Annotated in this window: 17 protein-coding genes and 1 pseudogene; 17 read left to right on the top strand and 1 reads right to left on the bottom strand. The window is 44.8% G+C overall.

All coding sequences use genetic code 11. The features are described from left to right. The first annotated feature begins 122 nt into the window (after positions 1-122). The 11 genes and pseudogenes from recA to D081_RS00130 all read left to right on the top strand — a co-directional run bounded on the left by recA (position 123) and on the right by D081_RS00130 (position 14,578). Positions 123-1,166: a recombinase RecA gene (gene recA, locus D081_RS00185; RefSeq protein ID WP_085022121.1), complete on the top strand. Its 1,044-nt coding sequence runs from the start codon at positions 123-125 to the stop codon at positions 1,164-1,166. Beyond that, the gene (locus D081_RS00180) at positions 1,159-1,629 is read left to right on the top strand and encodes a regulatory protein RecX (protein ID WP_085022120.1); all 471 of its coding nucleotides are present in this window, start codon (positions 1,159-1,161) and stop codon (positions 1,627-1,629) included. The genes recA and D081_RS00180 overlap by 8 nt, the downstream gene beginning before the upstream one ends. 271 nt (positions 1,630-1,900) lie before the next feature. Continuing rightward, a complete protein-coding gene (guaA, locus tag D081_RS00175; protein ID WP_085022394.1) occupies positions 1,901-3,433 on the top strand; it encodes a glutamine-hydrolyzing GMP synthase in 1,533 nt (510 codons plus the stop codon). 403 nt (positions 3,434-3,836) lie between these two features. Continuing rightward, on the top strand, positions 3,837-5,711 hold the full coding sequence (locus tag D081_RS00170; protein WP_143272043.1) for a hypothetical protein: 1,875 nt from the start codon (positions 3,837-3,839) through the stop codon (positions 5,709-5,711). Between the two features lie 238 nt (positions 5,712-5,949). Beyond that, positions 5,950-9,408, top strand: coding sequence for a hypothetical protein (locus D081_RS00165; protein ID WP_085022118.1), 3,459 nt, complete (start codon positions 5,950-5,952; stop codon positions 9,406-9,408). Positions 9,409-9,522: 114 nt separating this feature from the next. Next, complete coding sequence (locus D081_RS00160) at positions 9,523-9,753, top strand: hypothetical protein (RefSeq protein WP_085022117.1); 231 nt, start codon at positions 9,523-9,525, stop codon at positions 9,751-9,753. Beyond that, complete coding sequence (locus D081_RS00155) at positions 9,728-10,153, top strand: PIN domain-containing protein (protein ID WP_085022116.1); 426 nt, start codon at positions 9,728-9,730, stop codon at positions 10,151-10,153. Before D081_RS00160 ends, D081_RS00155 begins: the two co-directional genes overlap by 26 nt. Before the next feature lie 120 nt (positions 10,154-10,273). After that, complete coding sequence (locus D081_RS00150; RefSeq protein ID WP_233127370.1) at positions 10,274-10,942, top strand: alpha/beta hydrolase; 669 nt, start codon at positions 10,274-10,276, stop codon at positions 10,940-10,942. A gap of 122 nt (positions 10,943-11,064) precedes the next feature. Next, a complete protein-coding gene (fliD, locus tag D081_RS00145; protein WP_085022114.1) occupies positions 11,065-11,913 on the top strand; it encodes a flagellar filament capping protein FliD in 849 nt (282 codons plus the stop codon). A gap of 83 nt (positions 11,914-11,996) precedes the next feature. Continuing rightward, the gene (gene fliB / locus D081_RS00140) at positions 11,997-12,857 is read left to right on the top strand and encodes a flagellin lysine-N-methylase (RefSeq protein WP_085022113.1); all 861 of its coding nucleotides are present in this window, start codon (positions 11,997-11,999) and stop codon (positions 12,855-12,857) included. A 134-nt stretch (positions 12,858-12,991) separates the two neighbouring features. After that, positions 12,992-14,578: pseudogene (locus tag D081_RS00130) on the top strand (C69 family dipeptidase). A gap of 63 nt (positions 14,579-14,641) precedes the next feature. Here D081_RS00130 and D081_RS00125 read toward each other — a convergent pair. Beyond that, complete coding sequence (locus tag D081_RS00125; RefSeq protein ID WP_085022110.1) at positions 14,642-15,919, bottom strand: serine dehydratase subunit alpha family protein; 1,278 nt, start codon at positions 15,917-15,919, stop codon at positions 14,642-14,644. 196 nt (positions 15,920-16,115) lie between these two features. Here D081_RS00125 and D081_RS00120 point away from each other — a divergent pair, with 196 nt between their 5' ends. The 6 genes from D081_RS00120 to D081_RS00095 all read left to right on the top strand — a co-directional run bounded on the left by D081_RS00120 (position 16,116) and on the right by D081_RS00095 (position 24,474). After that, the gene (locus D081_RS00120; protein ID WP_085022109.1) at positions 16,116-18,203 is read left to right on the top strand and encodes a translation factor GTPase family protein; all 2,088 of its coding nucleotides are present in this window, start codon (positions 16,116-16,118) and stop codon (positions 18,201-18,203) included. Positions 18,204-18,435: 232 nt separating this feature from the next. Further along, positions 18,436-19,815, top strand: coding sequence for an ethanolamine permease (gene eat / locus D081_RS00115; RefSeq protein WP_085022108.1), 1,380 nt, complete (start codon positions 18,436-18,438; stop codon positions 19,813-19,815). Positions 19,816-19,818: 3 nt separating this feature from the next. After that, positions 19,819-21,249, top strand: a complete 1,431-nt coding sequence (locus tag D081_RS00110) for an ethanolamine ammonia-lyase reactivating factor EutA (protein ID WP_085022107.1) — start codon at positions 19,819-19,821, stop codon at positions 21,247-21,249. A 13-nt stretch (positions 21,250-21,262) separates the two neighbouring features. Next, positions 21,263-22,660: an ethanolamine ammonia-lyase subunit EutB gene (locus tag D081_RS00105; RefSeq protein WP_085022106.1), complete on the top strand. Its 1,398-nt coding sequence runs from the start codon at positions 21,263-21,265 to the stop codon at positions 22,658-22,660. Then, positions 22,657-23,430, top strand: coding sequence for an ethanolamine ammonia-lyase subunit EutC (eutC, locus tag D081_RS00100; protein WP_233127369.1), 774 nt, complete (start codon positions 22,657-22,659; stop codon positions 23,428-23,430). Before D081_RS00105 ends, eutC begins: the two co-directional genes overlap by 4 nt. Before the next feature lie 12 nt (positions 23,431-23,442). Continuing rightward, the gene (locus tag D081_RS00095) at positions 23,443-24,474 is read left to right on the top strand and encodes a nicotinate-nucleotide--dimethylbenzimidazole phosphoribosyltransferase (RefSeq protein WP_233127368.1); all 1,032 of its coding nucleotides are present in this window, start codon (positions 23,443-23,445) and stop codon (positions 24,472-24,474) included. Positions 24,475-24,493: the final 19 nt, after the last annotated feature.

Raw genomic sequence — 24,493 nt, 5'->3', positions numbered from 1 at the left:
ATAATGGGTATTGTAATAAAAACTTTTGTTTGGTATAATACTTAACAGTGATATGAAAATATCGAATACATATTCTAAAACAAAGAAATAAATATCCAATATAGAAGGGAGTATAACTATTAATGGAGAAGGAAGAAGCCTTAAAAAGTGCGTTAAAGCAGATTGAGAAGGATTACGGCAAGGGGGCCATCATGCGTCTGGGTGATGCGGCCAATAACATGAACGTGGAAGTTATCCCTACCGGTATCCTGCCTCTGGATATTGCCCTGGGTGTGGGCGGTATTCCACGGGGACGTATCATTGAGATTTACGGTCCAGAGTCCTCCGGTAAGACCACCGTTACTCTCCACATGATTGCGGAGGCACAGAAGAACGGCGGTATTGCGGCTTTTATTGATGCGGAGCATGCCCTTGACCCTGTTTATGCCAAGAAGCTGGGCGTAGATATTGACAACCTGCTGATTTCCCAGCCGGATACCGGTGAGCAGGCTCTGGAAATCGCCGAGGCACTGGTTCGCAGTGGTGCCATTGATATTATCGTAGTGGACTCTGTAGCGGCTCTGGTGCCAAAGGCAGAAATTGAAGGTGAGATGGGTGATGCCCATGTGGGGCTGCTGGCCCGCCTCATGAGCCAGGCCATGCGCAAGCTTACCGGTGTTATCAGCAAGTCCCGTACCACCGCTATTTTCATCAACCAGATTCGTGAGAAGGTTGGCGTTATGTATGGCAACCCAGAGGTTACCACCGGTGGCCGTGCCCTGAAGTTCTACGCCTCTGTCCGTCTGGATGTCCGCAAGTACGACCAGATTAAGCAGGGTACCAACGTGCTGGGTAACCGCACCCGTGTAAAGGTTGTTAAGAACAAGGTGGCTCCACCATTTAAGACAGCGGAATTTGATATCATGTATGGCGAGGGCGTATCCCGTGAAAGCAGTCTCATAGATATTGCCTCCGATTTGGAAATCCTCCAGAAGAGCGGCAGCTGGTATTCCTACAATGGAGAGCGTCTTGGCCAGGGCAAGGATACCGTAAAGGAAGCCCTGAGAAATCAGCCGGAGCTCTTCGATGAAATTGAGGGCAAGGTCCATGAAATGCTCAAGGATGATGCAGTAATGCAGAAGCTGACTTCACCAACCAAGAAGTCCAAGACCGGTAGCGATGAGTAATTATAAGCCATCAGCCAAGGCCAAGGCCGTGGATTTATTGTCCCGCAGTGATCAAAGCGTTCGCCGGCTGAAGGAAAAGCTGGCCCGCAAGGATTACAGCGAAGAGGAGATTCAGGAGACGGTGGAGTGGCTTCAGGAGAAGCACTTTATCGACGATGAGGCCGGCTGCCAACGAAGGTTTGAATATCTCTACGAGTCCTCCAGCTACAGTGTAAAGCAGATTTGCGCCAAGCTGATGCAAAAGGGCTATGACAGCTCTCTGGTCCGTTCCTGTGTGCCTGAGGAGATATATGACCGGGAGCTGGCAAAGGCCAGCCGGGTCCTGCGCAGCAAGTTCAGGCCGGGAGCAGATATGAGAAAAATGCAGCAATATCTGTACACCAGAGGCTATGACTTCAGTGCCGCCAGAGATGCCATTGAGGCTTATCGGCAGGAGTGGCCTGAGGAGGATTCCGGGGAATAAATCAAATAAATTGAATTGGATTCTTTGTAAAGGGATTGCGTAAAGCAGTCCCTTTTATTAATTATTCGGGTATGTTATAACTCGGCAAAAAGCTGTCTTATTCTTCTGCAAGTAAGAAAAAACAAATAACAGGCAGCGAGTAATTATCTCCCGCCTCGTTGAAACGCTAATAGAAATATTTTGCCTATGGCAAAATTTGAACAATTGCGTTATAATGACTTGTGACATTTTCGACTAATTTTGAAGGAGGCTATAACTCTTGGCAAATGAAATGATACTGGTATTGGATTTTGGTGGTCAGTATAATCAGCTGATTGCCCGTCGTGTCCGTGAATGTAATGTATACTGCGAGGTTCATCCGAATACCTTAAGCATTGAGAAGATTAAGGAAATGAATCCAAAGGGCATTATTTTTACTGGTGGTCCTAATAGCGTTTACAAGCCTGAATCCGCTACCATTAGCACTGAAATTTTTGAGCTGGGTGTGCCGGTTTTGGGTATTTGCTATGGTTCTCAGCTGATTGCCCATCTCCTGGGGGGCAAGGTAGATACCGCACCAGTCAGTGAGTATGGCAAGACCGAGGTTTCTATCAAGAGTTCCGCTTCCAAATTGTTTGCTGATGTTTCCAGCAAGACCATCTGCTGGATGAGCCATACAGATTATATTTCCAAGGCACCTGAGGGCTTCACAGTTACTGCTGATACCCCTGTTTGCCCTGTAGCCGGTATGGAGGACGAGTCCCGCAAGATTTATGCGGTACAGTTCCATCCGGAGGTGCTTCACTCCGTAGAGGGCTCCAAGATGCTCAGCAACTTTGTTTACAAGGTATGTGAGTGCTCCGGTGACTGGCGCATGGATTCCTTCGTGGCCACCACCATCCAGCAGCTGAAGGAGAAAATCGGTAATGGCAAGGCCCTGTGTGCCCTGTCCGGCGGTGTAGATTCCTCTGTAGCCGCAGTTCTTCTGTCCAAGGCTATCGGCAAGCAGCTGACCTGTGTATTTGTAGACCACGGCCTGCTCCGCAAGGATGAAGGTGATCAGGTTGAGGCCGTATTTGGTCCTGAGGGTCCTTATGATCTGAACTTTATCCGGGTTAATGCCCAGGAGCGCTTCTACGAAAAGCTCAAGGGTGTAACTGAGCCGGAGGCCAAGCGTAAGATTATCGGCGAGGAGTTTATCCGGGTATTCGAGGAAGAGGCCAAGAAAATTGGTGCCGTAGACTTTTTGGTACAGGGTACCATTTATCCGGATGTTATTGAGAGCGGTCTGGGCAAGTCCGCCGTTATCAAGTCCCATCATAATGTAGGCGGTCTGCCTGATTATGTGGACTTCAAGGAAATCGTGGAGCCACTGCGTCTGCTATTTAAGGACGAGGTTCGCAAGGCCGGCCGTGAGCTGGAGATTCCGGAGTATCTGGTAAATCGTCAGCCATTCCCGGGTCCTGGTCTGGGCATCCGCATTATCGGTGAGGTTACCGCAGAAAAGGTTAAGATTGTTCAGGATGCTGATGCAATTTACCGTGAGGAAATTGCCAAGGCCGGAGTAGACAAGAACCTGGGCCAGTATTTCGCAGCACTGACCAATATGCGTTCCGTAGGCGTTATGGGTGACTTCAGAACCTATGATTATGCCATTGCACTGCGTGCCGTAATGACCAGCGACTTTATGACCGCTGAAAGCGCCCAGATACCTTGGGAGGTTCTCCACAAGGTTACCAACCGTATCGTCAACGAGGTAAAGGGCGTAAACCGCGTAATGTACGACTGCACCTCCAAACCACCTGCAACTATTGAATTTGAATAATTAAAGCAACAAATAGAACATGTATTGGGGTATTCACTAAAATTATAACAGTATATAATCATTTTATTCATATAGGGAAAAGTGGTATGCAAGTTATATACTGCAATAATAGAGAAAACTGACAAGCTTTTTATAGCTTGTCAGTTTTTTTGCTAAATAATCGAGTTTAATACTTCTTTTAGTATTTGTGTGGAATTATTTTAGGATGGTGGGAGGAAAACTTTTTTTACAGGATAAGCTCGTTTTTATACATGTTAGAGATTGATTTTTAATTTGGTTGCAAGCAGGATAAGTAGTAATATAGTGCGAAATACTATTATGGAAATAATCAAAACTGACGTCTCAAAAACAATATCAAGTTTTAAGTAATACTGGATTCGTTATATTATTTATGGAGTTTATTATGATGGAAAAACATCCTCAAACAAAGTGGAATACAGATTCTTTTCGTAAAAAAATAAAAGAAATATCTCCTAATATTGATGTGGTTGGAGTATATAGCAAGCTTGGAGATGTTATTGAATGTCATTGCCTAATATGTAATAATATATGGTTTCCCGAAGCTGGCAATATTTTGCGTGGAACGAATTGTCCTGAGTGCGCTAAAGTTAAAATGAGTAGTTCACATAAAGGAAAAACATGCGTCAAAAGGGATTGGAATAATAAAAGTTTTGTGGAAAAAATTAGAGAAATAGATTCAACGATTAAAGTATTAGATGAGTATACGCGTTCATCTGCAAAGGTGAGATGCTGTTGCAACAAATGTGGTTTTGAATGGTTACCAACAGCAAATAATTTATTAATGGGAAAGAGCCACTGCCCAAATTGTTCTAAAAAAGCTGTTGCACGAAAGAGTGGAATGTCTCAAGAGGAATTCATTAAGAAAGTGTCGGCTATAAATGATAGTATCGAACTGATTGGAAAATATACTGGTACCAAAAATCGTATTGCTTGTAAGTGCAAGAAATGTGGTAATGTTTGGTCACCTATTGGTGACAGTTTGCTGCGTGGAAGATCTTGTAGAAAATGCTCTTATGAAGTAAGAGGTGAAAAACATAAGCGTGCGCATGATGAGTTCATTGCTGAATTGGCAGCTATTAATGATAATATATTCGTTTTAGGTGAGTACAAAGGTGTAAATGAAAAAATATTATGCAAATGTAAAATTTGCAGCTATGAATGGGAAGTAACTCCTCATATGTTATTACATAAAAGAGGATGCCCAAATTGTGCGCATGCTTCGACATCTTATGTTGAGCAATTTATCCTCCAATCGTTTATTTGGGTATTAGGGGAGGAAAATGTCATTTCAAGGGATAGGTCAGTCATTGGAAAAGAGCTAGATATTTTTATTCCGTCTAAAAATTTTGCAATTGAACCAGGGTCTTGGACGTGGCACTGTAAGAAATATAAAATGGATATACAAAAGCAATCACTGTGTAAGGCTAAAAATATAAAATTAATTATTATCTATTATGATTATGACGGGGGTTCTTTGGATAAGTCTAACATAGTTACATTAGAGTCAGATTTAGCGAATCAAAGAGAGTTTTCGAGATTGGTTATGCTCGTAAAAAGCTTGTTTGCGATGATAAATATTACAAACGATTTTACCGAACCAGTGTGGGAAAGAATAAGTAGATTAGCATATATTAAATCACGGAGAGTAACAACAGAACAATTTAAGGAGCGTCTTAGAGGGATAAATAAAACAATAGAAGTTATGGGGGAGTATGAATCTGTAGCTTCAAAACTCCTGTGTAGATGTATGGTTTGTGACAAAGAGTGGTATGTTTCCCCTGGCGATTTACTTGCTGGGAAAGGATGCCCTAAATGTGGAATCGAGATACGCAGAAAGAAGAGAATGTATTCACAGTCTGAGTTTATTCAAAAGCTACATTCTATTAATCCACATATAGAGGTTGAAAGTGAATATAGAGGTAGTAAAGAAAAGATTGCTTGTAAATGTAATAAGTGTGGTTACAGGTGGAAGCCAGCCGCAGGGCAGTTAATAAGTTCTAAACCAACCGGTTGTCCTGCATGTGGTGGAACAAGAAAATTATCAACAGAAGAATTTGTTTTTCAAATGAGTGTTGTGAACCCCAATATAGATATTATTGGAGAATATATTAGTACTGACACAAAAATTGAATGTCATTGTAAGCAATGTGGTAATAACTGGTATGCAACACCGCATATGCTTAAAGATGGTCATGGGTGCCCACGTTGTGCTAAAAAGAAGCGTCAAAAGACAAGAAATGGTGGAAGTAATGTTTAAGTAATTCGATTTTTTAATGGATGAACAATATTGTTACTGATTTTTTGTGGTGAAATAGATGTTTCGGGGACAAAAAATGGATGTTAAATTGTTATTGAAGATAGTAATGACAGATTTTTCGTTTTGGCATAATTGATTTTTTTATAATGGGGTAAGTTTTAATGAGAGTAATTCTTTTCTAAAAATACCATATAGAAAGATTATTACTTATTATTTTTCAATCTATGGAGATGCTTTTATGGGAAAAAACATGGTTAGTAAAATAAGTAATCCCTTTTCAACAGGGAATGGAGGGGGGAATTTTGAGCAGCGCATCCAGGCGATGTTCCTTTTATCTTTGTTGATAGATGGATTCTGCCCTGCATTGAATGAGAGGACAAAAAAAGTGTGCTTTCAAGCTAAACATTTGGGATATGATGTTGATGACTTGGTAGTATTTACTTATGGTAAAAATAAAGATAGAAAAATGCTCTGCCAAATAAAACATAGTGTAAAGGTAACTGAAAAAGATAAGACATTTCAGGAAGTTATTTGTGCAGCATGGAGTGATTTTTGTAAAGATTCTTTTGACAAAGAAAAAGACCAAATTGCTTTGTTAACAGCACAGATTCATCCTAGTAAACAAAAAGCATTAAGGTTTATACATGAGCAGGCCATTGTATCAAGTGATGAAAAAGATTTTAGGCGTAGAATAAGTCTTGTCAATTATGCTAGTTCAGATATCGACAAAACTTATAATACTATAGAAAATATTATTACATCCTATAAGGGGAGTAAGCCAGAACCATTTGCATTATGGCGTTTTTGTAAGGCATTTATTTTGTTGTTGTTTGATATGGATTGTAATGAAAGCGTAAATCGTACATTATCAGCTGCATTAATTAAGTGCAATTCTTCAATGGATGCCTATGGTGTTTGGGAAAGGCTTGTAGAATATGCGGGCTTCTGCAATCAGGCTGGTGCTTCTATTGACATGAATAATATTGATAAGGGTATACAGGATTTATTTTTAGTTAAAAAGTTAATAACCTTTATTCCTGCTCCAATTACAGGACTAGATTTTTTTGTTCCAACTATTGCTATGATTGGGGCTTGGAGGGAGGATAATGATTTTGATAGGCAGACTATTAAAAAAATCTCAGGCTTGAATTATTCAGATTTTGAACTAAAAGCAAAGAATATGATTTTGGGTAATTCTGCTTATTTGCAATTGACTAATGGAAGTTGGAAGGTACTTCATAAAGACGAAATATTGCTCCAGTGTAAAGAAATGTTATTTGATGCTTCTATTGAAAAATTAGTCAAAGCAACTAAAAATGTTTTATTGCAAAAAAGTAAAATGGTAATGAATCAAAATGATTACTGTTATTCTGTTTCAGATGAGTACGATAATTCTGTTGAACTGCGTAAGAGTTTAATTGAAAGTGTATGCTGGATCAAAAAAGCACTTCCTGATATATCTAATTGTAACCGTAATAAAATCGAAAATATGATTTCACTGTTGGTAAGAGAAACGTTGCAAAATGTTGAATGGACTAGATGGGCAAGTCTTAGTGATTGTTTGGAATATTTAGCAGAGTTGGATCCAGAATGCTTTTTGGATATGATTGAACAGGGAATAATAAATAAACCTCAAGAAATTTTGCGTTTATTCCCGCAAAAAAGTGGATTATTTGGCACAGCCAATTATATTACTCATCTGTTATGGTCCTTGGAAATATTGGCATGGTCGCCAGATTTTTTAGTTCGTTCTATACGAATATTGGGATTGTTGGAAACATTGTCATATACAAAAACTAATTGGTCTAATACACCCAAAAATTCTATCATTTCAATATTACTTCCTTGGTATCCACAGACAGTTGCAGGTTTTGCAAAAAGAAAGAATGCGTTATTAAGCCTAAAAAATGAAAACATGGATATTTATTGGGACGTGTTAAGTCAATTATTGCCGAGTTATGGATGTACAAGTATGAATAATCCTAGACCACGGTATCTATTATTAGATATTCCAGAAAAAATAAATGTTACGAGTGCAGAAATAAGTAACGAGTATGCTTATTTATTGGGGTTAGCGGTTGATGAGGCACAGTGTGATGTTAACAAAATTGTAGACTTGACTAGTAAAATAACATATATGAATGACCAAACATTAGATAATTACTTAGATCATATAGATACCTGTATTGAAAAAAATACGAAAGAGCATATCTTTTCTCTGTGGTTAAATTTGTGTGAGAGTATTGAACTGATAAAAACTACAGCAGGTAAAGTTTTGCAAAAAAAAATGGATAGATTTCAGAATTTGATTGAAAAGATGGAACCAGACGATATTAGGCTAAAGTATCGTGAGTTGTATTTGGGAACGAAGCGTTTTATTGATAAGGGTGACTATGTTAGTACATGGCAAAAGGTTGAGACTGAAAAGAGTGTGGCAGTAAGGGAAATTTTTGATCGTTATGGATATGAGGGAACTGAAGCGTTTGGCTATGCGGTGAAAAACATAGATGATGTTGCAAGAAGACTGGGTGGGTCGCTGAATGTTGGTGAGCAGTCAATGATAATTGATGCATGTTATTTGGAGACATTGTCAAAAGAGTTTACCATTTCCTGTCTTGCATCTTTTTTATATTGTCGTGGGGCATCAGAAGTCCTAGCCACTTCATTGAGTAGTAAGGATCAAGGGTTTATTTTAGAGATGCTCTCAAAGATACCATTATCACAAGAATTAATAAAAATAGTAAATATAGTTTTGACAGATGAGTATGCTTATTGGGAAAAAGCGGTGATGCCTTATTGCTGCAACGAGGCAGATATTAAATTTTTAAGTATTATTTTAGAAAAACTTAAGTCTTGCAAGCGATATATTACAGCCGTAAATTTGCTCGGACGTTCTGAATTTGAACCAGTCATTACGGCAAGTGACGTTTATAATCTATTAATACTTGCAGGAACAGAGGAATCTATAGGTAATGAGTCAATTGATAGTTTTGCTATAAAAAACATAATTAGTTGGTTCCAAAAACAGGAAAACGTAGATTTGCAATTGCGAAGTGATATAGATTTTATTTATTTACCTTTTATTGATATATATTCAGGAGAGCAGCCACGCGCATTAAATACAAGATTAAGTCTTGAGCCAGATTATTTTTGTAGTATGCTTGAGCATTTTTATAAGGGAAAATCTGGTGACCAAGATGAAGTTGATGTAAATAAAGGAGTTGCTGATAGACTGTTTAGTGTTTTGTTTCAATATAAGGTTACGCCAGGAATCAATTGGGATGGTGTTTTTGATGAAAATATTTTTAAAGCTTGGATGGATTCAGTGAAAAAATGGAGTAAAGAGCATGAGCGCTTTGAAGTAGCAATGTATACGGTCGGTTCAGGATTGTCGTATGCAACTTTAGACGCTGACAAATTTCCTCCAATGGCTATCGTTAAGGAACTAAATTTAGCCGAAAATGATGCACTTCGGCGTGGATATTATTTAGGTATTATTAATCAAAGAGGGGCACATTATGTTGACCCAGAGGGCAAGCCAGAATTGGAACTATCTGAAGATTATAACAATAGGGCGAATATTGTAGAAGCGAAGGGATATTCTCGGTATGCGGATATTCTTAGGAAAATTGCAGACGAATATAAACGTGAGGCTATGTATAATATAGAAGAAGCACAAAAAAGAATCGAATGCTAAGAGATTTACTACAATAGTTGTTTAAAGGGAACCTTATACGCAAAAAGTAAATAGCGAAAAGCAAGGAATAAATATGGTATAATAAAGCAAAGATGATGAGAGGATGTGACTACTATGATTGCTCTGCAGGGTGTTTACGATAATGGTAATTTATCGATTAAGGGGTATGTACCTGTAAAAAAAGCGAATGTTTTAGTGATATTTCCTAGTGAGGAATTTCATGAGAGTGCCAGCCCGGAAGATTTAGTGTTGTTTGAATCACTATCAGGTAGCATTTCTTCTAATCTCGATGTCAAGACAGAATTGATGGAGGCCCGTGATGAAAAGTATACGCGTGCTGATTGATACGAATATTGTTCTTGATTGGTTAATGCAACGTGAGCCATTTAATTCTGAAGCAAAGACGATTTTATATGCCTGTCTGCACGGTAAAATTCGAGGTTATTTGACGGCCCATTGTTTGACGGACTTGTTTTATATTTTGCGCAAAGATATGGAAGTGACAAAGCGCAAACAGGTTTTACTGTTATTGTGCCGATATTTTTATATTATTACGGAAGATTATAAAACAATAAAAGATACCTTGGAAAATCAGGCTTGGCTAGATTTGGAAGATGGGTTGCAAATGCAATGCGCATTTAATGAAAAGTTGGATTTTATTATTACAAGAAATATTAAAGATTTTGAGACTTCAAAGGTGCCGGCGTGTTTGCCTAATGAGTTTATTGAGGGGCATCTTGTATAAAATAATCACTCCTCATCTAATAGTAGTGTGAGACGTGAATGTGTTGTTGTCTAAATCCCTGCAACCACGGCTTGTGGTTTGCAGGGAATTTTGTTTAGAATTAATTAGGTGGTGATGAAGGTGGAGACAGAAGGGAAAAGGGTATATGTTTATGGTGGTGAGGAAAAGGGGGCACCGCTGGTTGTTGTCAATACCTTTCAGGGGGATGGCAGGGAGATCTATGGGGCGGCCACGGAAATGACCGATAGCTCCTTTACACTGGCAGTAGTTGGGGATATTGACTGGAATCACGAAATGGCTCCCTGGGAAAGTCCGCCTGTGTTTAAGGGGGAGTCGGCCTTCACTGCCGGAGCAGAGGAATATCTCAATAAACTGACCAATAGTATTATTCCAGCCATTAAGCAGGAGCATTCACTGGATCCGGAATATCTGGTCATTGCCGGGTATTCTCTGGCGGGGCTGTTTGCCCTGTATAGTCTGTATAGGACGGATGTATTTGCACGGGCGGTCAGTGCCTCCGGTTCCCTGTGGTTTCCGGGCTTCGAGGATTTTTCCAATGAAAATGCATTTTTAAAGATGCCGGACAAGGTATATTTCTCCTTGGGAGATAAGGAGAAAAACACGAAAAATAAATTGCTGGGACAGGTGGAAGATAGGACCAGGAATATATATAATAGCTATAAAGAGAATGGTATCGATACGGTGTTTGAGCTTAATCCCGGCAACCATTTCCAGAAACCGGATTGGCGTCTGGCCAAGGGTATTGTCTGGATATTACAGCGTAATTAATAACTATTATGAAAAAATAGACAAAACTGGTAAAATATGTTAAAATATCTTAGGGAAAATTGTGACGTTATGAGTTTTGAGAATAGGATATGCTTCGCTTCAAGGATGGAAGGTGATGACTTATGGCTATGACAATTAATTCAATGATAAACAACAATTACAGCTTCAGTCAGTTTACGCAAAATTATGGCATTTCGTCCAACAGCAAGAACGTAAATAGAAATACTGCAATATCCACTATGTGGAACAATTATGCCAGCAATCAGAACAGCAACTATGGCTTTAATGCTACTGATATCTATGGCATAAAGGAAAGTGCCCGGGAGCTTCTTTCCTCCTATGAAAGCACCAGAAAGGACTTCAACGAGGATTTCAGCTCCAAGATGGATGATCTTTCCAAGTCCTTAAAGAATCTTAAGGCCACTGATTTTAATGTGGGTAAGGATGCCTTGACCAAGAAAGAGGTTACTACCACTGATAAGGACGGCAAGACCACTACCAGCACCCAGACTGAGATGAGCGATGGCCTGAAGACTGCGTTGAAGAACGTAAAGGACTTCGTAAGCAGCTACAATGATTCTGTTAGCTTCATTAAGGACAATGCTTCCATTTCCAAGCGCATGGGTCGCGTAAATGAGATGTTTGCGGACACCACTTATCGTGCTTCAAATTACAACAGTATTGGTATCGGTGTGGGCAAGGATGGCAGCCTGTCAGTGGATGAGGATAAGCTGGCCAATGCAATTACCAATTCCCCGGATAAGGTTAGCCGTATCCTGGGTAAGGATGGACTGGCTGGTAAGACTGAGTCCCATATCAGTGCTGCAAATGCTCAGAAGGACAAGCTGTTCCCATCAGTTGAGTCCCTTTTTGGCAAGGAGCTGAAGACGGCTCAGGTTTATACCGGAAGTGCTATGCTCCGTATGAATGGCTATGCCAATATGGGTAATTTCTTAAATATGTATTGGTAACATTCTGGATTGGTAATAATGAACCATGGCGCCTTGCGAAAGCAGGGCGCTTTTTTAGGTAAAAGTAAGGTTTAGGTGATAGAGTGCACACAATATATCCATCTTTCTATGATAAATTCATCTGTGTGGCGGATAAATGCCACCATTCCTGCTGTAAGGGCTGGGAAATCGACATAGATAAAGCTACGGCCACAAAGTACCAGCAAATGTCGGGTCCTTTAGGAGATGAAATTCGGGCCAACATAACCAGTCAGAATGGCATTTTTTCTTTTGCGCTGACGAAGGAGGAGCATTGTCCCTTTTTGCAGGATAACGGCCTTTGTAAGCTGATTTTGTCCGCTGGTGAGGAAATATTATGCGATATTTGCACCAATCATCCCCGGTTTTATACTCTGCTAGATAACTATGAGCTGGCTGGTGTAGGGCTAAGCTGTGAGGTATCCTGTGAACTGCTGCTGTCAGATGACAAACCATTGGAATTCTATCTGGAGGGGCATAAGGAAACAATGGATTTTTCTGGACTCCTAAGTATGTTGGGCATCGATTTTACGCCGGAGCAGCTGGTATTTCAGCCGGGTCTGGAACAAAGAGATGCCCTGGAAGTGCTGGATATTATGGGGAGAACGGAACCTATAGATGACAGCTGGGAACTGGACATTAAGCGTTATGTGGAATATGCCCAAAGTAACCCGGATTTTTTGGCTGCCTACTGTAATGTAATGCCAAAAGGCTCATTTCAAAAAATCTATGAGTATATCATGTACCGTCAGCTGGAAAAGCTGGGGGAGTACAGCAAGGAGGATATACTGATTTATACGGATATTTCCGTGGAATATATTTTTATTGTGGCTGCCATTACGGGAGATATATCTGAAGCCCTGCGCCGCTGGTCGGAGCAGACAGAATACTGCCCGGAAAATGTGGCTATGCTTTTAAAAATGTAGTGAAAGAAAACTCAGTAATATTAAAATTATAATATTGTTTTTTAGCAGGATTACCACCTCCTGCGTAGAAGTTTACCCGTACAAGGTGTATGGAATCGGAAAACTTACAGGATTAATAGTTTTAGGAGGTGGCCATGTTGTTAAAGACTCTTGCTGCGGGAATGACGGCATTGATGCTCCTGGGAGCCAGCACTGAAGCATGTACGGTTATGGTGGTGACCAAGGGGGCTTCCACAGATGGGAGCATGATTGTATCTCACTCCAATGACGCCTTTGGTGGTGAGATGAATCCTGCCTTTATACCAGCCAAGGACCATCCTCGCGGAAGCATGCGGCCGGTATATCCATCACCGGCTGGGGTGGGGGAAATGCCAGACTATAACTGCTTTAACCAACCAAATCTGGTAGCCCCGGAGAGATGCGAAGATTATGATTATCCAGGACGTCCCCATACTAAACCCCTAGGCTATATACCAGAGGTGGAGCATACCTATGCTTATATGGACGCAGCCTATGGAATAGCCAATGAACACGGGCTGATGTTTGGAGAGTGTACTGATATGTCAGCCCATTTGCCGGAGGCACCATATCAGGAAGGCGGCGGTATTTTCTATGCCGCAGAGCTTAGTAGGGTGGCTTTGGAACGGTGCCGGACGTCCCGGGAAGCAATAGAATTAATGGGCAGTCTGATTGACGAGTATGGCCTGTGGGGCACTGCTGAAACATTGGCGGTGGCTGACCAAAATGAGTGTTGAGTGTTGGAAATGCAGCCGGCTCCTGGTGGCAAGGGAGGATTCTGGATAGCGGAGAGGATTCCTGACGGTGATTTTTTCATTGCTGCCAATCAGTTGAGAATTCGTGCTATCAAGGAAGGCAATCCTAACCAGATTTTTAATCCTCGTCTGCCTCAGATGATAAAGGATGCTGGCTGGGCCGCCTATGATGAAGATGGAAATCTTGATTGGGTAAGATCTATGGAGTCAAAGGAATTCCACCATCCATATTATTCTCAGCGTCGTGTATGGAGTGCCATGAATAATGTGGCCCCATCACAGAATCTGCCATCCAGGGTGGCAGATTGGGATGCCAAGACCTATCCTTTCTCCATTCACCCTGACAGAAAACTTGGTGTGGAAGACTTGGCTCGTTTGTATCGAAACTATTACGCGGGAACAGAATATGATAAGTCCAAGAGCCCTTTGTCCGGACTTTATGGTTCCCCTTATCATTATGGTGAGGAGCAGGGGCAGAGATCTATTCTTACGGCCAAGACCAGCTATTCTCACATTGTGCAGCTGAATGAATCCTTGCCGTCACCGGTGGTATGGTATTCCATTAGTTCCCCGTATGAAAATCCGTTCATACCGCTTATTGTAGGCAAGCTTCCAAGGGTTTATGAAAAGGCCCTGCGGGATACCTATAATCCGGATAAAATGTATTGGGCCTCCAATCAGGTTATGGCCTTGGATCAGGGATTCTTTAATATTATGTCACCAATAGTCAGCAAGGCAGTGGAGAATTCGGAACGGACTTCCTTGGATTTGGTTAAGTCCGCAGCGGGCTACAATAAGGCAAAGTTTGCTGCGTCTCTACAGGAAAACGCCATTAATAATTTCTACAAATGGCAGGAGCTGTCCCATGAGCTTTTGAAGAAATATAATGGCGGCCAGGGCGTCGAATTCGAAAGACAACCTGTTGCGGATACACCTGAAGAATATTAATACAAGCAATATAAAAAAACAGGGTTGCCGTTTTCGGCAGCCCTGCTTTTCTATACGAAAGCTTTATTGTCCTATCATCATCTTGATGATTTCCTTGTCGGTTTCCTTCATGCCGATGCGGCCTAGGCGGCTGATGTTGCGGATGGTGTTTTCCACGCCCTTTAATACAAGACCGTCACCACCGTAGAACTGCTGGCCATTGCGGTACATTTCAAAGCCCATGATGCCCGCGTCCACGGCGGCGGAAATCTTGGCGGCACAGGAGGCCTTGGCCCCATCACAGACAATGCCGGAGGTAATGGCCAGGGCATTGACAATGGTGTGAATCACAGTCTCATAGTCCTTGCTGCACAGCCAGGCGATACCGGCCCCGGCCCCGGCCCCGGCACTGATGGCCCCGCAGTAGGCGGAGAGGCGGCCGATACCCTCCTTTTCGTGGAGAGTGACCAGATTGGAGAGAAGCAGGGCCCGATACAGCTCCTCCTGAGTGCTGCCCAGCTCCTTGGCGTATTCGATAACAGGCAGGGAAACGGTCATGCCCTGATTGCCACTGCCGGAATTGATAACTACAGGCATTTCACAGCCGTTCATGCGGGCATCGGAGCCGGCGGCGGCCCTGGCCCGGGCCCGAATGTGAATGTCATTGCCGTAGGCCTTCAGCAGAGTCTTGCCAATATTGGCACCATAGTCATTCTTAAGGCCTTCGTCAGAAATGGCGGTGTTGTATTTTATCTGGCGGTCCAGCAGCTCCTTGACATCATCCAGATCGCAGGTCATGGCAAAGTCGAAAATATCCTCGATGGTCATACATTCGTAATCCGGCTTGCCGGTTTCCACTGTATCTATGATTTCTTTTTCAAAGAGGATGGTATCATTTTTCCGGATTTTTACGATGTTGGTGTGCTCGTTGACCACCTGAACCTGGGCAGTGTCATTGCCCCTGCTTACAGTAACGATAATATCCAGTACGTGGTCTGACTGGGCGGCCTCCACGGTGATGGTGGTATTGTCCATGTAATTGCCCAGCTTTTCCTTTTCCTCCGGCTTAACGTGGGCGATAACCTCCAGGGCGGCATTGGCATCACCGGCCAGCACCCCGATGGCGGCAGCGGCTTCAATGCCCTTGCGGCCGTTGGTGTTTGGCACAATAACGCTTTTTACGTTTTTTATTATATTGCCGCTGGCGGCCACCGTAATGTGATCAGGCAGCCCCCCCAGAGCCTCCCTGGCCTTGGCGGCACAGTAGGCAATGGCTATAGGCTCGGTACAGCCCATGGCCGGCACCAGCTCCCGCTTTAGTATTTCGATATAGGCCTTGTAGGTTTTGTTGCTTTTCTCCAAGTTGGTTCACCCTTCCCGTAATAATATGCAATTTAATTATAACATTTATTTCTAATTAGAGGAATTTACATAAAATTAGAGAATATTAAAAGCATAAGAGTTTTTAGATGAGGAGGCTTCGATAATCAGGGGAATAATTAAAGCTAATAAAATGAGGCATTGATAGAGGCTTCTAAAAGAATTTGGAGGGGTTAAAATGAAGGTTTATACTACTGACAAAATCCGTAATGTGGTTTTGCTTGGCCATGGTGGCTGTGGAAAGACAACCTTGGCTGAAGCAATGGCTTATCTTAGCGGTATAGTATCCAGACCGGGTAAGGTAGAGGATGGCTCCACTATTTCCGACTGCACCAAGGAAGAGACGAAGCGGCAGATTTCCATTTCCACTTCCGTTGTGCCTATTGAGTGGGATGATTTCAAGATTAATGTGCTGGATACGCCGGGTTTCTTTGATTTTGAAGGTGAGGTTGACCAGGCCATGAGCGTAGCGGACGGTGCTATTATCGTGGTATCCGGCAAGGCTGGTGTAGAGGCTGGTACGGAGCGGGCCTGGGACCTGTGCGAAAAGTTCCATCTGCCTAGAATTTTCTTTATCACCGACATGGATATTGACTCCGTTTCCTATCGTCAGGTGCTGGATGACCTTAATATCATGTTCGGCAAGAAGATTGCTCCTTTCAACATGCCATTGCGTGAGGAGGAGAAGCTGGCGGGCTATATCAATGTAATTCAGAAGAAGGCCTTCCGCTATCAGGGTGAAGAGGCAGTGGAGGAAGATGTGCCTGATTATTCCGTAAGCTATCTGAATCAGTACAATGATTCCCTTATGGAGGCAGTAGCTGAAACCTCCGAGGAATTCCTGGACCGCTATTTGTCCGGTGATTCCTTCTCCGAGGCAGAGATTCGTGCAGCAGTGCGCAGTGCCATTTCCGATGGCTCCATCATTCCTGTTGAGTCCGGCTCCGGTGTGGCCCAGCGTGGTGTGTATACCTTGCTGGATGATATTGTAAAATATATGCCATCGGCAGATAATCGGCAGATGTCCGGTATCAATGCCCAGACCAATGAGATTTTTGAGGCAAACTTTGATGTGCTGAAGCCAAAGACCGCTTTCGTATTCAAGACCATTGCAGATCCATTCATTGGTTTTTACAGTCTCATAAAGATTCGTTCCGGTGTTGTGAAGGCCGATGATATGATGTACGATGTACGCACCGGCAATGAGTTCAAGATTGGCAAGCTGTATGTGCTGCGGGGTAACAAGGCCACTGAGGTGCCGGAGCTTCATGCCGGTGATTTGGGTGCCTTGGCCAAGCAGACAGCCATCAAGACCGGTGATACCCTGTCCACCAAGAATAATCCTGTGGTCTATGCCAAGATGGATTTGCCTACACCTTATACCTGCATGAGATGGAAGCCGGTTAATAAGGGCGATGTGGACAAGATTGCCATGGCCATGCAGAAAATTGCCGCCGAGGACCAGACCTTTAAGTTTGAGCGGGATAATGCCAACCGTCAGTCTTTGATTTATGGCATGGGTGATTTGCATCTGGAGATTATTCAGTCCCGTCTGCTGAACGAATACAAGGCAGAGATTAAGACAGAAAAGCCGAAGGTGGCCTTCCGTGAGACCATCAAGAAGCGTTCTGATGTGGAATTCAAGTACAAGAAGCAGACAGGTGGTCATGGTCAGTATGGCCATGTAAAGATGCGCTTCGGTCCGTCTGGTACCAATGACCCTTATGTATTTGACGAGGAAGTAGTAGGCGGCGCTGTACCAAAGAACTTCTTCCCTGCTGTTGAAAAGGGTATTGCTGCCGGCTGTGAACGTGGACCGTTGGCCGGTTATCCGGTAGTAGGCGTTCATGCCACCCTTTATGATGGTTCCTATCATTCTGTGGATTCTTCCGAGAATTCCTTCAAGATTGCGGCAGAGCAGTGCTTCAAGAAGGGTATTATGGAGGCAGGGGCAGTGCTTCTGGAGCCATTTGTAATGCTGAAGGTAACGGTGCCTGATTCCTATATTGGTGATGTTATCGGTGACCTTAACAAGCGTCGGGGCAGTGTAATGGGCATGACTCCGATGAACGGTAAGCAGGTCATTGAGGCGGAGATTCCTCAGATGGAGCTCTTTGGCTACAGCACCGTGCTGCGGTCCATGACCGGCGGCCGTGGGGATTTCTCCTATGAGTTCTCCCGTTATGACCAGGCTCCTGAGGATGTACAGTCCAAGGCTATTGCGGCATATCAGGAGAAGCTGGCAGCCAGTGATGCCGAGGAATAAAATGTTTTGTATAAAATGTTGACAATATTTCAATAATAGGTTATAGTTATCCCATAATTTAATACTGAACAGCAACGAAGCTTCGCCTATGGCACTGATGGTGCCGGTAGGCGGAGCTTTTTTTCTGTCAGTGCAAGTATATTAGGTTTGGCAATGAGGCCGTCAAGGTGCGTAAAGGCACTTTGACGGCTTTTGTTGTTAAAGACCAGGTGCAAGTAAGGGAGGAATATGTATGAGCATGAATTATAGTGGCGCCGCCACCATGGAGGCACCGAGAAAAGAAGAGGACCTGACCCGGGTACTGAAGCCAATTCATCTTTGGTCTTTGGCCGTGGGGCTGGTAATATCCGGTAATTATTTTGGATGGAGCTACGGCTTTGCCGAGGGTGGTGTCATGGGTTTGGCCCTGGCTCTGATCCCGGTAACGATTTTCTATGTAACCTTTATTTTGTCCTATTCTGAGCTGGCAACTGCCATTCCTCACGCCGGCGGTCCATCGGCCTATGCCCGTCGGGCCATGGGAAAGTTTGGCGGCTATCTGAATGGTATCAGCTGTCTTATTGAGTTCGTTTTTGCACCACCAGCCATTGCTTTGGCCGTAGGTGGTTATGTACATGCCCTGCTGCCAGTGATTGACCCGATGGTGGCAACAGTAGCGGCCTTTTTCTTCTTCATTTTCCTGAACTATCTGGGCATGAAGACCTCGGCCACCTTTGAGCTGGCTGTGACAGTAATTGCCCTTTTGGGTCTGGTGGTTTATTGGGTATTGGCCGCACCTCATTTTGATGCAGCCAGAGTGTTGGCTGAGCCTATGCTGCCAAACGGTTTCAGCGGTGTGATGGCAGCAGTGCCATTTGCAATTTGGTTCTACCTGGCCATTGAGGGTGGTGCCATGAGTGCCGAGGAAATGGTTGACCCTCAGAAGGATATTCCAAAGGGCTTCCTCAGTGGTATGGCTACTTTGCTTGTTATGGCTGCCTTGACCCTGTTTTTGACTGCCGGCATTGGTGATGTGGAGACAATTTCCGCAGTGGATTTCCCATTGCCATTGGCCCTGAGTTCTGTATATGGTGATGGCTCCCTGCCTGTTCTTCTTATGAGTGGTATTGGTCTTTTCGGTTTGATTGCATCCCTTCATGGTATTATCGTGGGCTATTCCCGTCAGACCTATGCCATGGCCCGTACCGGTTATCTGCCAAAGTTTTTGGCTCACATTGATGAGAAGCACCATACCCCTGTATGGGCATTGATTCTGCCTGGTATTGTATGTCTGTTTACTGCACTTACCGGCTTGACTGACCTTGTAATTACCATTGCCTGCTATGGCTCAGTTATTATGTACGTTACCAGTCTGGTATCCCTGTTCATTTTGCGGAGCAAGGAACCAAATCTCAAGCGTCCATTCAAGGTATCCTATCCGATTATTCCAATTATCAGCATGATTACCGCTATTTTCTGCGTAGTAAGTCTTGTGATGGCGTCCAGTGATGCCCTGCCTTATGTGGTTGGTATTTATGCTGTGGCCATTGCTTATTACTTCATTCACGGCAACAAGCATATCCGTCCTTATGAGGAGGAATTTGGCGTAATGGATGATTTGGATCAGGAATAATTTATGGAACAGGAAATTTTAAGTGCGGGCATAGACTTGGGAACTACCACCTCACAGGTGATATTTAGCCGTATAAGCTTGGAGAATATCTCTTATACGGCTATTCCCGAGGTCCGCATAAAAAATAAGGAAATAATATATAAGAGCAGGATATATTTTACGCCATTGACCGACAGCAATCAGATAGACATTGGGGCCCTGCAGTCAATTTTGCAGGAGGAATATGAGCTGGCGGGAATTAAACGTCAGGATATTTCCACCGGAGCGGTCATTATTACGGGGGAAACCTCCCGGAAGGATAATGCCCAACAGGCTCTGCAGGGGCTGTCCAATGAGGCTGGTGACTTTGTGGTGGCTGAGGCCGGACCGGATCTGGAGGCTGTACTGGCTGGATTTGGTTCCGGGGCAGCAGCCGCATCCCGTGTATGGGAAGGCAATGTAATCAATTTTGATATTGGCGGTGGCACCACCAATGCGGCGGTGTTCTGCAATGAGGAGCTGAAGGATTCCTTTGCCCTGGATATTGGCGGACGGCTGGTGCGGTTGGATGAACAGGGGAAAATCCTCTATATTTCCGACCGAATTAAGCCGCTGATAAAATCCCTGTCCCTGCCCTTGGCAGAGGGGCAGCCCGCCACCATGGAGGGGCTGAAGCAATTAACGGATGCTTTGGCACGGGTGTTGCTGCATATCTGTCATGGTATGGAATTGGGGGAGGCAGAAGGAACCCTTTTTATTAATCATGGTATTGAGAACAGAAAATATTCCCGGGTGATGTTTTCCGGCGGGGTGGCTGAATGTATCTACAGTGATGCCGCTGCAGCGGAGGATATGGGCAAATTTGCCGATGGGGATATTTCCTCTGTTGGCCGTTTTGGTGATATGGGCCCCCTGCTGGGGGCTTCTATTCGTGAAGCCTTTGCTGAGGACGAGGATATTCTGGTGCTGGAGCCCAGGGAAAAAATCCGTGCCACTGTTATTGGGGCCGGCAGCTATTCCCTCAGTCTCAGCGGCAGTACAGTCATTATGGATGATGGGTGTGTGCCCCTAAAGAATATTCCGGTGCTTCGTCTGGACCATCCGGACCGGGTGCAGGAGCTGTCGGAGGAATATAGACGCAAGCGGCGGCTTTACCCCGATACTCAGCAGGTGGCCATTTCCTTTGCGGGAAGTCGGGCTCCTGAGTATGTTGCGGTAAGAGCGTTGGCTCAGAGTTTGGCAGAGGTTACCCGCAATGAGGGGGATATTCTGCTGGTTATTGTGGAGCATGACTTTGCCAAGGCTTTGGGCATGCTGCTGCGGCAGTTTGCCAGCCAACGGCACATTATCTGCCTTGACCGGATTCATGCGGTGGAGGGAGATTACGTGGATGTGGGGAAAACGGTGTCCGGCATCGTTCCCGTGGCAGTGAAAACATTGATTTTCAAGAGTTGAAGGTAGGTTCATTATGAAATTAAAAACAACATTGTTTGGCCAGACCTATTCCTTTAAGGACGTTAAAGAGGTATTGGCCAAGGCAAATGAGGAAAAATCAGGTGATATACTGGCCGGAGTGGCAGCGGAATCCAATATGGAGCGTATTGCGGCCAAGTCGGTGCTGGCGGATATGACCCTGGAGGATTTACGCAATAATCCGGTGGTGCCTTATGAAGAGGATGACATTACCAGAGTTGATCAGGATTCGGTGGATAAGGCGGTCTTTGACCGTATTAAGTCTATGCCGGTGGGAGATTTCCGTGAGCTTCTGCTGTCAGCTTCCGAGAAGGAGATAGCGGCAATACGCCCCGGGCTGACGGCGGAGATAATTGCGGCAGTGGCCAAGCTCATGTCCAATATGGATTTGGTGTACGCGGCAAAGAAAATGCACGTAGAGGCCACCTGCAATACCACTATTGGCAAGCCGGGGACCCTTTCCTCCCGCCTGCAGCCCAACCATGCAACTGATGATGTGGCCGGTATTATGGCCTCAGTGATGGAAGGACTCAGCTATGGCGTGGGGGATGCGGTTATCGGCCTTAATCCGGCGGTGGATGCCATTGACAGTGTGGCGGATATACTGCGGGAGTTTAAGGATTTCATGAACCGCTGGGATATCCCGACCCAGAATTGTGTATTGGCCCATGTTACTACCCAGATGAAGGTGCTGGAAAAAAATATGGCTCCTATGGACCTGATGTTCCAGAGCCTGGCCGGTTCCCAGGTGGCCAGCCGGGCCTTTGGCATTGATGTGGCCCTGATGGATGAGGCTTATGCCATCATGAAGGAGAAGAAAAGCTCCAAGGGGCCTAATTTCATGTATTTTGAGACAGGTCAGGGATCCGAGCTGTCGGCTGATGGTCACCATGGTGCAGACCAGCTGGTGATGGAGGCCCGTTGCTATGCCTTTGCCAAGCGGTATAATCCATTTTTGGTCAACACCGTTGTAGGCTTTATTGGCCCGGAATATTTATATGATGGGCGGCAGATGATAAGGGCTGGGCTGGAGGACCATTTCATGGGCAAGCTCACAGGAATTCCAATGGGTTGTGACGTGTGCTATACCAACCATATGCGGGCAGACCAGAACGATTTGGAAAATCTGGCCATGATGCTGACGCTGGCGGACTGCAATTACTTTATGGGCATTCCGGCCGGGGATGATGTAATGCTGATGTATCAGACCACCAGCTACCATGATGCGGCGGCTTTGCGCCGGTTGAGCGGCAAGCATACCATTGCTCCCTTTGAAAAGCGCATGAAGGAGCTGGGGATATTTGATGTCAAGGGCAACCTCACTGATGTTGCCGGGGACCCATCCCTGTTTATTTGGCGGGAGCAGGAAAGATATAGGGGGAGTGCCGTATGATGAAGGAAGAATTTGTAGCAGATATATCCTTGCCGGAGGTTAAGGACAAGGTGCTGATAGACCGCCCAAAGAGTCTGGAAATGGTGAAACGCCTGAAAAAGACTACCAATGCCCGCTTGGGTATCGGCCGGGCCGGGGACCGTTTTAAGACGGAGACCCTGCTGAAATTTCGGGCGGACCATGCCATTGCCCAGGATGCGGTTTGGACTGAGATTGATGAGTCACTGGTGGACGAGCTGGGCTTCTACAAGGTTCAGACAATGGTAAACAACAAGGAGGAATACGTGCGGCGTCCGGACTTGGGACGCATCTTTTCCGATGAAACCACGGAAGCCATAAAGCGGGATTGTATTCATAATCCGGATGTACAGATAATTGTGGCAGACGGCCTTAGCGGCTTTGCCATCAATGCAAATCTTCGGGATATGTACGCCATTATGCTGGATGGCTACAAGCAGAAGAACTATACCGTGGGTACCCCTATATTCGTACGCTACAGCCGGGTTGCCACCATGGACCGGATCAGTGAGGCTCTGGGAGCCAAGGTAACGGTTCAGCTTATTGGTGAGCGGCCGGGTCTGGCCACTGGTGAGAGCATGAGCGTGTATATGGCTTATGAGTCCAGCCCGAAAAAACCGGAATCCCAGCGGACAGTGGTATCCAACATTTACAGCAATGGCATACCGCCTATTGAAGCGGGAGCCCAGGTGGTTCATTTGACGGAAATCCTCATGAAGGAGAAGAAAAGCGGCGTTGAGCTGAAGATTTAAGGAGGTGCAGATATGGTGCAGATGGATGAGGTGGCCAGATTAACGGCCAGAATGGCAGTGCCGAAAAAGAGCCTGGGCTTGCTGGAGACCCAGCTGCAGAAGCTCATGCGGGCCTGGAAAAATATTCAGTTTGAACTAAAACCTTTTCATTATATTTTTGCGGCAGATAATGGTATTATAGAAGAAGGGGTTGTAAGGCAGCCTCAGGATATTACCTATCTGCAGGCCCGGAATATGATGAAGGGGCTGTCCACCATAAGCTGTTTCTGCATAGTTAACAATATTCCATTTCTGGTGGTGGATGTGGGGATTAACCGCAGTGAGTCGGTGGGGCTGAACCGCAAGGTGCGTCAGGGGACCCGGAATTTTCTCAAGGAGCCGGCCATGACGGAGGCGGAGTTCAATAAGGCCTATGAAGCCGGCCGGGAGCAGGTGTCTGCGGCCATTAATATCGGCTATAACATATTGTCCTTTGGTGAAATGGGCATAGGCAATACCACCACATCTTCAGCGGTGCTCCACGCCTTGTCCGGCACGTCGGCAGAATTTATTGTGGGCTATGGGGCCAATCCGGCCTTTCCGGAGGTTATCCAGCGCAAGCGTCAGGTGATTACTGAGGCGGTCCGGAAATATAAGGACCGTTTAAATACGCCTCAGGATATAATCCGCTATGTGGGAGGCTTTGATATAGCAGCCCTTTGCGGGGCCATGGTGCAGTGTGGGGAAAGCCGTGTTCCCTTTGTGTTGGATGGGTTTATTACGGCGGTGGCCTTTGCCTGTGCGGTGAAAATTTGTCCGGAGGTGGCCCGTGTGGCCTTGCCATCCCATCTTTCCAAGGAGCCGGGGATGAAATATGCCCTGTCTCTGGGCGGCATAAGTGAGGACGAGGTGCCTATCCGGGCTGGTCTGGCCCTGGGTGAGGGTACGGGTGCTATTCTTGAGCTTAATATATTAAAGACAATGCTGTACACTGTAGCCCATATTGACCAGATGGAGCATTTGGAGGCCCAGGCCAAGGGATGTTGCCGGAGCAAATCCTCATAATATAAAGTATACTTATTAA

This window comes from Anaerovibrio sp. JC8, assembly GCF_002100115.1.
Lineage (GTDB): Bacteria > Bacillota > Negativicutes > Selenomonadales > Selenomonadaceae > Anaerovibrio.
The sequence above is the reverse complement of the archived record's forward strand: the minus strand, read 5'-3'. Positions and strand labels throughout refer to the sequence as shown.